Source organism: Flavobacterium sp., from assembly GCF_046153165.1.
Taxonomy (GTDB): Bacteria; Bacteroidota; Bacteroidia; order Flavobacteriales; family Flavobacteriaceae; genus Flavobacterium.
Genome location: NZ_JBJXEN010000108.1, coordinates 1 through 14189 on the forward strand (window position 1 = coordinate 1; position 14189 = coordinate 14189).

At 31.4% G+C, this 14189-nt stretch carries 15 protein-coding genes; 13 read left to right on the forward strand and 2 right to left on the reverse strand.

Annotated elements, in window-relative coordinates:
• The first annotated feature begins 72 nt into the window (after window positions 1-72).
• From ACKVOV_RS13015 to ACKVOV_RS13050, 8 genes are all read left to right on the forward strand, one after another.
• The gene (locus ACKVOV_RS13015) at window positions 73-279 is read left to right on the forward strand and encodes a hypothetical protein (protein ID WP_409207191.1); all 207 of its coding nucleotides are present in this window, start codon (window positions 73-75) and stop codon (window positions 277-279) included.
• On the forward strand, window positions 272-574 hold the full coding sequence (trxA, locus tag ACKVOV_RS13020) for a thioredoxin (protein WP_409207192.1): 303 nt from the start codon (window positions 272-274) through the stop codon (window positions 572-574). The genes ACKVOV_RS13015 and trxA overlap by 8 nt, the downstream gene beginning before the upstream one ends.
• Window positions 575-1029: 455 nt before the next feature.
• Entirely contained in the window at window positions 1030-1224 is a 195-nt protein-coding gene (locus tag ACKVOV_RS13025) for a hypothetical protein (RefSeq protein WP_409207193.1), read from the forward strand.
• Window positions 1225-1356: 132 nt separating this feature from the next.
• On the forward strand, window positions 1357-2670 hold the full coding sequence (locus tag ACKVOV_RS13030; protein ID WP_409207194.1) for a TolC family protein: 1314 nt from the start codon (window positions 1357-1359) through the stop codon (window positions 2668-2670).
• Between the two features lie 2 nt (window positions 2671-2672).
• Window positions 2673-3761 (forward strand): efflux RND transporter periplasmic adaptor subunit, encoded by a 1089-nt coding sequence (locus ACKVOV_RS13035; protein WP_409207195.1) that lies wholly within the window; start codon window positions 2673-2675, stop codon window positions 3759-3761.
• A 72-nt stretch (window positions 3762-3833) separates the two neighbouring features.
• Window positions 3834-7061: an efflux RND transporter permease subunit gene (locus ACKVOV_RS13040; protein ID WP_409207196.1), complete on the forward strand. Its 3228-nt coding sequence runs from the start codon at window positions 3834-3836 to the stop codon at window positions 7059-7061.
• Window positions 7062-7080: 19 nt separating this feature from the next.
• Entirely contained in the window at window positions 7081-7386 is a 306-nt protein-coding gene (locus ACKVOV_RS13045) for a hypothetical protein (protein ID WP_409207197.1), read from the forward strand.
• Window positions 7387-7401: 15 nt separating this feature from the next.
• Window positions 7402-7587, forward strand: coding sequence for a DUF2892 domain-containing protein (locus tag ACKVOV_RS13050; protein WP_409207198.1), 186 nt, complete (start codon window positions 7402-7404; stop codon window positions 7585-7587).
• A gap of 91 nt (window positions 7588-7678) precedes the next feature.
• Here ACKVOV_RS13050 and ACKVOV_RS13055 read toward each other — a convergent pair whose 3' ends face one another.
• Together ACKVOV_RS13055 and ACKVOV_RS13060 are read right to left on the reverse strand one after the other, a co-directional pair.
• Window positions 7679-7975 (reverse strand): DUF721 domain-containing protein, encoded by a 297-nt coding sequence (locus ACKVOV_RS13055; RefSeq protein ID WP_409207199.1) that lies wholly within the window; start codon window positions 7973-7975, stop codon window positions 7679-7681.
• A complete protein-coding gene (locus tag ACKVOV_RS13060; RefSeq protein WP_409207200.1) occupies window positions 7959-8393 on the reverse strand; it encodes a lipocalin family protein in 435 nt (144 codons plus the stop codon). The genes ACKVOV_RS13055 and ACKVOV_RS13060 overlap by 17 nt, the downstream gene beginning before the upstream one ends.
• Window positions 8394-8519: 126 nt before the next feature.
• On the opposite strand from ACKVOV_RS13060, the gene uvrB reads away from it, so the two are divergent.
• The 5 genes from uvrB to ACKVOV_RS13085 all read left to right on the forward strand — a co-directional run bounded on the left by uvrB (window position 8520) and on the right by ACKVOV_RS13085 (window position 14168).
• Window positions 8520-10511: an excinuclease ABC subunit UvrB gene (uvrB, locus tag ACKVOV_RS13065; RefSeq protein WP_409207201.1), complete on the forward strand. Its 1992-nt coding sequence runs from the start codon at window positions 8520-8522 to the stop codon at window positions 10509-10511.
• 213 nt (window positions 10512-10724) lie between these two features.
• A complete protein-coding gene (locus ACKVOV_RS13070; RefSeq protein ID WP_409207202.1) occupies window positions 10725-11153 on the forward strand; it encodes a hypothetical protein in 429 nt (142 codons plus the stop codon).
• 41 nt (window positions 11154-11194) lie between these two features.
• Window positions 11195-12937: a sensor histidine kinase gene (locus ACKVOV_RS13075; RefSeq protein WP_409207203.1), complete on the forward strand. Its 1743-nt coding sequence runs from the start codon at window positions 11195-11197 to the stop codon at window positions 12935-12937.
• The gene (locus tag ACKVOV_RS13080; protein ID WP_409207204.1) at window positions 12934-13545 is read left to right on the forward strand and encodes a response regulator; all 612 of its coding nucleotides are present in this window, start codon (window positions 12934-12936) and stop codon (window positions 13543-13545) included. The genes ACKVOV_RS13075 and ACKVOV_RS13080 overlap by 4 nt, the downstream gene beginning before the upstream one ends.
• 218 nt (window positions 13546-13763) lie before the next feature.
• Window positions 13764-14168 (forward strand): DUF805 domain-containing protein, encoded by a 405-nt coding sequence (locus ACKVOV_RS13085; protein WP_409207205.1) that lies wholly within the window; start codon window positions 13764-13766, stop codon window positions 14166-14168.
• Window positions 14169-14189: the final 21 nt, after the last annotated feature.

A 14189-nucleotide genomic window follows, 5' to 3' on the forward strand; every position in this document is an offset into this window, starting at 1 on the left:
ACAAAATGGTTTTACAAATGTCATTAATGGTGGTACTTGGAACAAAATAGATCAATTACTAAACAAGTAAAAATGAAACAATTACTATTTACAAATTGGCATCTAATGCGTTGGGCACGATTAGCTTTTGCACTATTTTTATTTAGTCAAGCATATACAACTGGCCAATGGTTTTTTATCGCTTTTGGATTGTTTTTCTTGTTTCAAGTAATTTTCAATTTAGGCTGTGGCCAAAACGGTTGCACAATTCCTAACCCTAAAAAAAGTAAAAATGAATGATACTTTTCACGATATTATAAATTCCGAAAAACCTATTTTAATAGATTTTTTTGGAACATGGTGTGGTCCTTGTCAAATGCTAGCTCCAATTTTAAAACAAGTAAAAGACAGTATTGGCGATCGTATCTCCATCATTAAAATTGATGTTGATAAAAACCAAGAATTAGCTGCTAAATATCAAGTTAGAGGCGTTCCTACAATGATTTTATATCAAAACGGAAAACAATTGTGGAGACAATCGGGTATTTTGTCTAAAGATGAAATTATTAAAATCATTTTAGAGAAAAGTAACTAAAAAACAAGAAGAATGTTAAAAATTACACAAGATTAAAAAATCTTACTTTTAAAATTATTTTTTTTCTACATTTGATATTATGAAGTTATGGGTTACTATATTATGTTTTTATTTATTTGCACTAACAGCTGCACCAACTATTAGTATAATAAAAAAACATTTTGCTCAAAAATGCGAATCTTCTTGTCAAAAAAAAGAATCTAACACACAAAATAGTTGTCAAAAAGATAAATGCATTCTATGTACTAGCTTTAGTCCAAGCCAATTTATTTTATGCCAAATTCAAAATATTTCTTTAAATAGAAATTTTAAAAAAGAAAAAAAAGAAAATTTATATTATAAAAAAGCTCTTGTGAAAAATTATAAAAACAACATTTGGCAACCACCCGAAATTTTATTTGAAACTTAGAAAGAATACAACAAAAATTAAAAAAATTAATATAAAATATATCAAAATGAAAAAAGTAATTTCAATATTATCATTAGCTACTTTATTGTTTACTATGACTATTAATGCTCAAGAAACAAAACCAGCTAAAAAAGGAAAAGCTAAAACCGAAAAAACTTGCTCAGCAGAAGAGAAAAAATCTTGTGCAGCAGAGAAAAAAGGGGGATGCTGTTCTGCTAAAAAAGCAGAAATGAAATCATAATGTTTTTATGAATTAATTATTATAAAGTGTGTTTGAATTATCAAACGCACTTTTTTTTTATCTATGTGATATTTGTTACTAAGTTCCCATTTTTCGCACTATATATTTGCTCCATAATTCAGAGATACAATTATGAAGAAAATAAATTTAATAGTACTATTAGGAACAATTTCCATTTCAACTATTGGTTATAGTCAGGATACTTTAACGATTTCTAAAAAAGATATTTGGCAAAAAGCATCTGATAAAAACCTGCAAATTAAGATTGCAAATCAGGATTACAAATCTGCACAAGCAGATTATAGACAATCCAATTCACTATTCTTACCTAGTATTACTGCTTCACACACTGCAATTTCTACAACAAATCCTTTGATGGCTTTTGGTTCTAAATTAAATCAGGAAATACTAACTGCTTCAGATTTTAATCCTGATATGTTGAATAATCCCGCTAAAACACAAAATTTTGCAACCAAATTTGAAATCCAACAACCATTAATTAATATCGATGGGATTTACGGAAGACAAGCTGCAAAATCTAAAATGGAAGCGTTTCAATTGCAAACTGAACGCACAAAAGAATATTTAGAACTTAATGTTTCTAAGGCATTTATGCAATTACAATTGGCTTACAAAGCGATAAAAGTTTTAGAAAAAGCAGATGTAACTGGCAAAGCCAACTTAAAACTTGTCGAAAACTATTTTAAACAAGGAATGTTGCAAAAAACCGATTTGCTTAATGTTCAAGTTCGTGTCAATGAAATCACAAATCAGTTACAATACGCGAAAAGTAATATTCAAAATGCTTCCGACTATTTAGGCTTTCTTCTTAATGAAGATACCACAAATAAAGTATTTAAACCTATCGAAGAATTAGACAATACCATATCGATAGAAGTTGTAAACACTCAGTTATCTGATAACAGAAAAGATATTCAGGCCATGAATAAATCGACAGAGGCCTATCAAAAAATGCTTCAATCGAGTAAAATGAATTTCTTTCCTAGGTTAAACGCTTTTGGAAGTTATGAGTTGTATGATCGTACTTTATTTGGCACAAGTGCAAAAGGCTACTTAGTTGGTGCTCAATTATCTTGGAGCTTGTTTGATGGTTATAAATCTATTGGAAAAATGGAAAAAGCCAAAGCCGATTTTCAAAAATCAGAAATCGAAACTCAGCAATACAAAGCGCAAAGTCAATTGGATTTAAACAAAACCAATCGCCAATTGAAAGATGCTGAAAACAAAGTAAACTTATCAAAATTAGCTTTCGAACAATCTCAAGAAGCGTATAGAATACGTCAAAATCGTTTCACCCAGGGATTAGAAAAAACAACCGATTTATTACAATCCGAAACACAAATGATCCAAAAAGAATTAGAATACTTGCAATCGGTTTTCGAATATAATTTTACTAAACAATACTTACAATTTTTAACAAGATAATTATGAAAAAAATATTTTTACCAAGTATAGTACTTTCTCTTACTTTATTCCTTTCTTGTGGAAAAGAGAAAACCGAAATCACAAATAATACTCCTGCAATTGCTGTAAAAGTAAGCGGAATTTCTGCCGATAATAATTCGCCTTTCGTAACTGCAAGCGGAAAAATTGAAGCCGAAAACAGCGCCAATGTTTCTACCAGAATGATGGGTTATATTACAAAAGTTCACGTAAAAGTTGGACAAAAAATTGGTGCTGGCCAATTATTAGTAAGCGTAAACAACACCGATTTACAAGCCAAAAAAGCACAAGTAGATGCTTCTATTTTACAAGCAACTGCAGCTTTTAACAATGCTAAAAAAGATTATGATCGATTCACTGCATTATTCAATCAACAAAGTGCTTCGCAAAAAGAACTAGACGATATGACTTCACGCTACGAAATGGCAAAAGCAGGTTTAGAAGGTGCAAAACAAATGCGTAACGAAGTAATGGCGCAGTTTTCTTACTCCAATATTACAGCTCCTTTCTCTGGAGAAGTAACCAATACGTTTGTAAAAGAAGGCGATATGGCAAATCCAGGAATGCCATTAGTAAGTATTGAAGGTGCTTCTCGTTTGCAAGTTACCGCTATGGTGTCGGAAAGTGACATCACATCGATTAAAAATGGAATGAGCGTAAAAATTTTAGTAAAATCAACTAATCAAGAATTATCTGGAAAAGTTTCAGAAGTAAGTGGTTCGGCAAAAAATACTGGTGGACAATATTTAGTAAAAATTAACTTAAACACTACTGGAAGCAAAGTATTATCAGGAATGTTTGTCAATGTGCAATTCCCTGTTGCTAATCAAATTCAAACCTCAACAAAACAATCTGGCAAAGTATTAATTCCTGAAAGCGCTTTAGTAAAACAAGGTCAACTAACTGGAATTTACACTATAGGAAGCGGAAACACGGCCATTTTAAGATGGTTGCGAATTGGAAAATCATTCGGGAATCAAGTCGAAGTTTTATCCGGATTATCATCTAACGAGCAATATATAGTTTCAGCAGAAGGCAAATTATACAACGGAGCTAAAGTTAGTATTCAGTAAACAGTCACAGGTTTCAGGTTTGGTTGGAAAACAACTTTAAGCTTTTAAACCTTAAACTTTAAACAAAAAATCATGCAAGAAGGTATATCAGGTAAAATAGCTCACTTTTTCATCAATTCGAAATTGACCATTCTGTTAATGGTAGGTTTGATGATAATTGGCGTATACAGTTCGTTCTTAATTCCGCGTGAAGAAGAACCACAAATAAATGTTCCCATGGCCGATGTCATGGTGGGTTATCCAGGTGCTAATCCAACCGAAGTAGAAAGTCGTGTCGTAAAACCATTAGAAAAAATTCTATCCAATATAAAAGGTGTTGAACACGTACATAGTATGACTATGAACGGACAAGCAGTATTGATTGTTCAGTTTTATGTTGGTCAAGATGTAGAACGTTCGTATGTGAAATTATATGACGAATTGGCGAAACACGAAAATATGTTTCCACAAGGTGTGTACAAACCAATAGTAAAAACACGCTCTATTGACGATGTTCCAATGTTGGGATTAACACTTTGGAGTGATAAATTAGATGATTTTGAAATCCGTCAAATTGCTGAAGAAGTAACATCTGAAATTGAGAAAGTGAAAGATGTTGCCATTACTAGAGAAATTGGAGGAAGAAACCGCCAAGTAAAAGTAGTTTTGGACAAAGATAAAATGGCAGAAAACGGTATGGATGCCTTGGGAATTATGCAAATGATTCAAGCCAATAATGGAAGTTCGCAATCGGGAAGCTTTGTTAATAATGACAAAGAATATTTGGTAACTACAGGACAATTTCTAAAATCATCAGAAGATGTTGAGAATTTAGTAGTAGGTGTCAATGCTAATTTACCAGTTTATTTAAAACAAGTAGCAAAAGTAGAAGACGGACCTTCTACACCAAGTAGTTATGTTTCTTTTGGATATGGCAAAACCAACGATAAATTCAAAACTTCAAAATCAGAATATCCTGCCGTGACTATTTCTATCGGAAAAGTAAAAGGTGCTGATGCGATGAAAATATCAGAAAAGATATTAGAGCGCGTAGAGCAACTTAAGAAAACTATTATCACCGATGATGTACACGTAGAAGTAACTCGTAATTACGGAGAAACAGCTTCAGATAAAGTAGGAGAATTATTAATGCACTTAGGAATAGCCATTATAGCCGTTACCTTTTTAGTAATATTGGCTATGGGATGGCGTGGCGGATTGGTCGTTTTCTTCTCTGTTCCTTTAACCTTTGCCTTAACATTGTTTGCTTATTATTTATTAGGTTATACTTTAAATAGAATTACGCTTTTTGCTTTGGTTTTTGTGGTAGGAATTGTGGTCGATGATAGTATTATCATTGCGGAAAACATGCACCGTCATTTCAAAATGAAGCGATTACCGTTCAAACAAGCTGCTATTTATGCTATAAATGAAGTAGGAAATCCAACTATTTTAGCCACATTTACGGTTATTGCTGCAATTTTACCTATGGCTTTTGTATCAGGAATGATGGGGCCTTATATGAGTCCGATGCCGATTGGAGCTTCGATTGCGATGTTACTTTCGTTATTTGTTGCATTGACTGTAACTCCTTATTTGGGTTATCATTTATTACAAGAAAAAGACGAACAAAAACATAAAGAGGAACAAGGTTTAGAAACCAATTGGGTATATAAAATCTACAACAAATTAGAACGTCCTTTATTAGAAAGTAGCAAAAAAAGACGCATTTTAGTCGGAATAACTATGTTGCTTTTAATAGGTTCGGTGATGATGTTTTTTACCAAATCAGTGATTGTGAAAATGTTGCCTTTTGATAATAAAAACGAATTCCAAGTAGTAATTGATATGCCTGAAGGAACCACTTTAGAAAGAACAGCCGCAGTGACTCAAGAAATTGCGCAATATCTTTCTATTGTTCCAGAAGTGGTGAATTATCAAAACTATATAGGAACATCAGCTCCTATTACCTTCAACGGATTAGTACGTCATTACGATTTACGTGGCGGAAGTAATATAGCAGACATTCAGGTAAATTTGTTGCACAAGGAAAATCGTGACTTACAAAGTCATGGCATTGCTAAAATAGTTCGTCCTGAAGTTCAAAAAATTGCTAAAAAATATGGTGCCAATGTAAAAATTATCGAAGTTCCACCAGGACCACCAGTATTATCTACTTTGGTTGCCGAGATTTATGGACCTAATTACAAAGACCAAATCAAAGTTGCCAATCAAGTGAAAGGTATTTTAGAAACTACTTCAGATATTGTAGATGTCGATTGGATGACCGAAGACAATCAAACGGAATATAAACTTGAAGTAGATAAAGAAAAAGCCATGCTTAACGGAATTGCACCTCAGCAAATCATTGGAAATTTAACTTATATATTAAAAGAATACCCTGTTTCTAATTTATATGATGAAAATTCCAATGACAATGTAGGTATTGTTCTTTCACTCGACGATAAAGACAAAACTTCATTACAAGACATCGAAAATCTGAAAATCAAAGGCAGTCGTGGCAATGTAGTTCCTGTAAGCGATTTAGTTAAAGTGGTTAAAGATACTTTACAAAAAACTATTTACAGAAAAGATCAAAAACGTGTAGTTTATGTAACTGCCGATATGGCTGGAGCGTTAGAAAGTCCTGTATATGCCATTTTAGGAATGAATGAAAAACTCCAAAAAATGCACTTGCCAAAAGGCTATAAAGTCAATGAGTTGTATATGGATCAACCATCAGACGAAAGTGATTTTACCGTAAAATGGGACGGAGAATGGCAAATTACACTAGAAGTTTTCCGTGATTTAGGAGTTGCCTTTATGGTCGTAATTGTAATTATTTATATGTTGATTGTAGGTTGGTTCCAAAATTTTAAAACCCCAATGGTGATGATGATGGCAATACCACTATCATTAATAGGAATTGTATTTGGACACTGGTTGTTAGGTGCATTTTTTACAGCAACCTCTTTTATAGGAATGATTGCTTTGGCTGGAGTAATGGTAAGGAACTCTGTCTTGCTCATCGACTTTATTGAAATCCGACTCAACGATGGAATTCCTTTAAAACAAGCTATTATTGAAGCAGGTGCAGTTAGAACTACACCAATCTTACTAACCACAGGAGCAGTTGTAATTGGAGCTTCTATCATATTATTTGATCCGATATTTCAAGGATTAGCTATTTCGTTGGTATTTGGAGCGATTGTTTCTACGATATTGACCTTGTTAGTGGTGCCTATTATTTATTATGTAACTGAAAGAAAAAAATGGGAAAAAACTGTTGAAGAAATAAATAACGACATCCCTAATTCATAAATTATTAATTGATATTTCTATGAAACTACTTATAATAACAGCTATTGCAGATTTTGACAAAGACATCAAAAAAATGCTAAAACAAGCCAGTGTAAAAACCTTTACTTACAAAGAAGTAAAAGGATTTAATGACACTTCGGAAGAATCGATTGATAGTAATTGGTTTGGAAGCGAAATAAATGAAAATGAATCTATTCTCTATTATGCTTTTGTAAAAAAAGAAAATGTAGACCTGCTTTTTGAACTGGTAAACGATTTTAATAAAAAACAAGAAAGCTTATCTACTATTTATGTTGCAGTACTAAATATTGAAAAATCTAATTAATAAAAAATTAATATTATGAAAAATAGAATCATCAGAGCTATTGCAGGAAGTTTTGTACTCCTCAGTTTAGTATTGTCTATTTATGTAAGCCCAAATTGGTTATGGTTTACTGCCTTTGTAGGAGCGAATCTTTTGCAATCGTCCATTACAAAATGGTGTTTGATGGAAGATATTCTAACTAAACTTGGTGTAAAAGATTAATATAAAAAGCCGTTCCAATTATTTTAGGAACGGCTTTTTTTGTTATTTGCTATAAAGTTGAGATTTACTATTTATATTTTCTGCTTAGCAATCATCTAAGAACTACTGCTTTTATAACTTCTTTTCCTATTTCCTCATTTATCATTTTGATGATTTTCTCTTTTCCATAACTTAATTCTTCTCGAAGCACCGCAGAACTTAATTCGACATATAATGTTTCGTTTCGTAAAGCAACACTTTTAGTATAATTATTTACACCGTTTCCCATTAGATTTTTCCATGCATCTACAACAGAAACTTGATTTAATCCCGTTTCAAGCTTATTAGTTTTGATAATTTGGTTTAAAATATCTCCAACTAAACTCTGATTGCTAGTTCGTTTTGCCATTCTTATCGTCGGAATTTAAAATGACTTTACTGTAATAAAATTTTACTGCTTCCTTAGAAACTATAATCATTTCTTCGTCTGAAATAGATTCTAATCTATCCTGATGTTTGCCGAATTTTGAAGAAAAATCCAAAACAACATCATCCTTTTTTACAAAAATATTTAAATCTTCCTGCAAATCATTAACTAAAAAAGTTCCGTCTGGTTGCCAAAGTACTTTTTTATGAAAACCTTTATTATTCTTTATCTGAAAATAATCATAAGTCTCATTTATAGGATACTCTTTTTTATTTCCTTCACCATCTATAACTTTACTAATTTGCCAATAACCATTTATAGCATCAATTTTTGAAATATCAACTTTATGCGAACAACCCACAAATACAATTGCAAGAAGAAATAATAGACTTTTTTTCATTCTGTAAAAATAAGAATAAACTATTAAATTATTTCTATAAATAAATTTTACAATTCAAAAAAATACGCATCACCTTTTTGAATAAAATCTCATTATCTTTGTAGTTTAACACTTCATTTCAAATAAATGAACTTCCAAGTAGTATCTGATTACAAACCAAAAGGCGATCAGCCACAAGCCATCGAAAAACTTTCGAAAGGGATTCTTGATGAAGAAAAATATCAAACTTTATTAGGTGTTACAGGTTCTGGGAAAACTTTTACAGTTGCTAATGTAATTGAAGAAGTACAAAGACCAACATTAGTTCTAGCACACAATAAAACACTGGCAGCACAACTATACTCTGAATTTAAACAATTTTTTCCAAACAATGCGGTGGAATACTTTGTCTCTTACTACGATTATTATCAGCCCGAAGCATTTATGCCTGTAACTGGTGTTTTTATCGAGAAAGATTTATCTATCAATGAGGAGTTAGAAAAAATGCGAATGAGTACGGTATCCTCTCTCCTATCTGGCCGTAGAGATATTATTGTAATTTCATCTGTTTCTTGTCTTTACGGAATTGGAAATCCTGTCGAATTTCAAAAAAATGTGATTCCTATAGAAAAAGGACAAATGATTTCCAGAACTAAGCTATTGCATCAATTGGTTCAAAGTTTGTATTCGAGAACTGAAATGGATTTTAATCCTGGTAATTTTAGAATAAAAGGAGATACTGTCGATGTTTACCCAAGTTATGCTGATGATGCGTTTAGAATTCATTTTTTTGGAGATGAAATCGAAGAAATTGAAAGTTTTGATGTAAAAACATCTCAAGTAATTGAAAAATTTGAAAAACTGACCATTTATCCTGCCAATATGTTTGTGACATCTCCTGATGTTTTACAAAATGCAATATGGGAAATTCAGCAAGATTTGGTTAAACAAGTCGATTATTTTAAGGAAATTGGCAAACATCTCGAAGCAAAAAGATTAGAAGAACGAACCAATTTCGATTTAGAAATGATTCGAGAATTAGGTTATTGCTCTGGGATCGAAAATTACTCTCGTTACCTTGACGGAAGATTATCCGGAACAAGACCTTTTTGCTTGTTAGATTATTTTCCAAAAGATTATCTGATGGTTGTTGACGAAAGCCACGTAACACTTTCTCAAGTTCATGCTATGTATGGAGGTGACCGTTCTCGTAAAGAAAATTTAGTCGAATATGGTTTTCGCTTACCCGCAGCTATGGACAATCGTCCATTAAAATTTGATGAATTCGAATCGATGCAAAACCAAGTAATTTATGTTTCGGCAACTCCAGCCGATTACGAATTACAAAAAACTGATGGTGTCGTCGTCGAGCAAGTTATTCGCCCAACAGGTTTATTAGATCCAATTATAGAAATTCGTCCTAGTTTAAACCAAATTGATGACTTAATAGAAGAGATACAAGTCCGTGCAGAAATTGACGAACGTGTTTTAGTAACTACCTTAACTAAAAGAATGGCAGAAGAATTGGCTAAATATCTAACAAAAGTTAATATTCGTTGTCGTTATATTCATTCTGAAGTAGATACACTGGAACGAATAGAAATTATGCAAGATTTACGAAAAGGAATTTTCGATGTTTTAATTGGAGTCAACTTACTTCGTGAAGGTTTAGATTTACCAGAAGTTTCATTAGTAGCAATTCTCGATGCTGACAAAGAAGGTTTTTTAAGAAGTCATCGCTCATTAACCCAAACAATAGGTCGTGCGGCAAGAAATTTGAATGGAAAAGCAATTATGTATGCTGATAAAATCACGGCAAGTATGCAAAAAACCATCGATGAAACCAATTATCGCAGAACCAAGCAAATTAATTTCAATACCCAAAACAATGTTGTGCCAATGGCATTGAACAAAAAAATTGAATCTGCATTTACCAAAAATCCTTTGGTAGATTACGAATTGGGTTACACTTCTGGAAATATAGCAGCAGAACCTGAAACCGAATATCTAAGCAAGCCTGAAATCGAAAAACGCATTCGTGAAAAACGAAAAGCGATGGAAAAAGCCGCAAAAGATTTAGATTTTATGCAAGCGGCCAGATTGAGAGACGAGATTAAATCGCTACAAGAAAAAATTTAGTAAGTTTTATCACAATACTTTTTAGAGTTTTATTAAATGTATAAAAGAAAAACAAGTGTTTCTAGAATTGGAAGCACTTTTTTATTCTATCTAATAGTGTAAATTTTACATTAAAAAAAAAACATTTTTATGAACAGATAAAATACCCATTGTTAGGGATTTTTTTTATATTTCAACTTCAGAATTTTGAATTCAAATTTTAAATATAAAAACATGAAAATTAACAGCACAAGATTATATGAAGGTAGTGGTACATTTACTAAAAATGGAGATATTGATTATGATATAAACCTGCCCGCAGAAGTTACAGAAAATGACTTTGATTTTTTTGAACATTATGACATTTCAAACCCAAAAGTAAATGGTGTCGTAATTTTGGTAAAACCCGAAGTTGTAATTGCCGAAAGCGATCAAACAACGAAAAAATACAATCATAAGTTTAAAATCAAACAATTAAAACGATACAATGGTAGTACAGGTTTTAATGTAAGCACACAAGATGGCAATGTTATGGTCATTAATTGCAATGAAGTTACAAACGAAGTTGAAAAAATTATTGAACATTTTTATAACGATTTATTGCACAAAGACAGACCCGTTGCGGTTGGGACTGGGGTAATACGTGGTCCTTTAGTTGAATAATGACTAATTTAAAAAATATACCGATATTATTCGTTTGCTTTTTGCAAACGAATAATACTTTGGCACAATATGATAAAAGATTACTAGATTTAAATAAAAAATATATTAATAAAGAATATCAGGAAGTCATTTTAAAGTGTAAAATTTTAGAAAATTCACTTTCTAAAAAATTAGACAAAGCCTACTCACATCAACTGAAAGCAGATGCGCTAGCCATGTTGCTTAAAAATGATGAATCTTATAAAGAATATTTGTTATCAAAAGGGATTTACATCCAATTGGATAGTGTTGACGTAGCTATGTCCATCAATTTAAAAATTGTTTATCTTTTAAAATCGTTAAAAAATAATACTATTGATTATAAATCTTATATAAATGAGTCACTGAAATATTATAATTCTTGTTCAAATCCCCATATTAAGGTAAAAGGTTATTTGAATATTGCTTCGATGAAAATTAATCAATTAGAAGCTAATGAGAGTATTGCTCTTTTTCAAAAAGCATTGTTTTTGAGTAAAAAATTAAATAATGAGAAACAAAAATCTTTTGCCTACAATAATTTGGCGGTATTGTATAATGAAATAAAAGGAATACCCGATTCGGCTTTGTATTATCTAAAAAAAGACTTACCTTATTTAATCACACATCAAGAGCAAGATAATATTTGTTACAATTATATCAATCAGGCATCCTCTTTTTCTAAAAAGAAAAATTATACCCAAGCCATTCAATTACTACATAGTGCCGATAGTATTAAGATTCTCAATAATGTGAATGATATAAAATTTTCAATTAATACTTTTTTGAATCAATATTACAAAGCCAATAATGACCCCAAAAAAGCATTGGCTTATCTTGAAAAAGCAAATATTTTTAGAGATAGTTTAGAAGTTCAAAATCAAAATATTGCAATCAATGAAATAAAGACAAAATACGAAACTAAAGCTAAGGAAATCGAAAATAATAGTTTAAAAAACAAATTGAATTTCAACCAAAAAATTACTTTTTCGATAATCTTATTACTTTTAGCCAGTATCATAATTGCTACTTTAATTTACAAAAATTTTTCAAGAAAAAAGAAAATAGCCGATCAAGATCGATTAATAGAACAGCAAAAATTAGAAAAAACACTCAAAGATCATGAACTACATGCTATAGATGTTATGCTGGAAAGTCAAGAAAAAGAGCGTCATAAAATAGCTAATGAGCTTCATGATAATCTTGGGAGCATGTTGGCGACACTAAAATTGAATTTTCAAAACCTAAAGAGACAAAAAGAATATTTTTCTAGTCAAGAAAACAATTTATACAACAAAACCGATGATTTAATAGAAGAAGCCTACCAAAAAGTACGCAACATTGCACATCTTAAAAATCTTGGGGTTGTTGCTGGTGATGGATTGTTACTTTCTGTAAAAAAAATGGCAGAAAAAATGAGCGTTTTAGAACTACTTACGGTCAATGTAATTCCTTTTGGACTGAGTGAGCGTTTGGAAAATCAGGTAGAAGTTACCCTTTTTAGAATCATACAGGAATTGTGTACCAATAGTATCAAACACGCTCAAGCTACCGAAATAAACATTTATCTTACTCAGGACAATACATCAGAAATCAATTTAATGATTGAAGACAACGGAAAAGGTTTTGATACGAAAGTAATTCGCAATAGCGACGGAATAGGACTCAAAAGCATAGAGAAAAAAGTAGAACAAATGGGTGGTACTTTTACTATAGATTCCAAAATTAGTAATGGAACCACCATAATTATAGACCTACCCTTATGATTACAATTGTTATAGCCGAAGATCACCAAGCATTGATTGACGGTATTAAATTGTCTTTGGAATACGAAGACGATATTTGTGTGGTTGGAGAAGCACTAGATGGCGAAATGCTCTTGGATTTGGTTCGAAAAAAGCGTCCAAACCTTGTTATCACCGATATACGTATGCCCAAATGCGATGGCATAACGGCAACAAAAATTATCAAAAAGGAGTTTCCAGAAATAAAAGTAATTGCTTTTAGTATGTTTGACCAATCCGAAGCTGTAAGTCAAATGAAACAAGCAGGTGCATCGGGTTATATTATGAAAAACTCTTCTTTAAAAAAAGTGTTGGAAGCCATTCGTGAAGTACACAAAAACAAAACTTTTTTCGATGATGCGATAGCCACCAAAGATTCGATAACCAAAGACGAAATTGTTTTGAGCTCTCGCGAAAAAGAAATTTTGCGACTTGTGGGCGAAGGAAAAACGTCTCAAGAAATAGCGGATATCCTTTTTATTGGTAAGAGCACAGTAGATACGCACCGCAAAAACATCATCAAAAAAATGAACATTTATGGCAAGACCGATTTAATTAGATTTGCGGTAGAGCGAAAGTATGATTTCTAATTTTTTTTGATTGCATTATAAAATCCCCATTGTTGGGGATTTTTTTATGGTTTGAAATGAAGAATTTTACCATTTAGTAACTTTATTGAGAGTTTTTTTTAATAGAGTATAAAACATTCCAATTGATGTTTTTTTGAATAGAAATATTAAATAATTGAATGTTTTACAGAATCAGAAATACAAATTGAAACGATAACTTAAATCCTAAATTAAATCACATGAAAAAGCTCAAGAATTTATCCCTTCCAAAAGGACGTATGAGACGTACAAACTATATTTTATGGCAAATTCTTTGCCAATCCGTTTTTATAATACTTTATGATGTTTTTATCTATTACCCAATGTATTCAGGCTATTCAGTAAAAAAAAGCGAAATGTTTATTTTATTAGTGTTTCTTATTGTTTTATTTTCTTTAGAATTTTATTTAACGTACAAACGACTTCAAGATTGTCGTTTCCCAGGTTGGTATTGTTTACTACTATTTATTCCAATAATATTTGAAATAATAATTTTAATTCTTTGTTTATACCCAGGAACAAAAGGAGTAAATAAATTTGGACTTGACCCTAGAGACAAAAATAAGAAAGAACAAGATATAAGTAATCCTGATGAAGTTTACTAATTTTGAATATTTAGAGCTAAT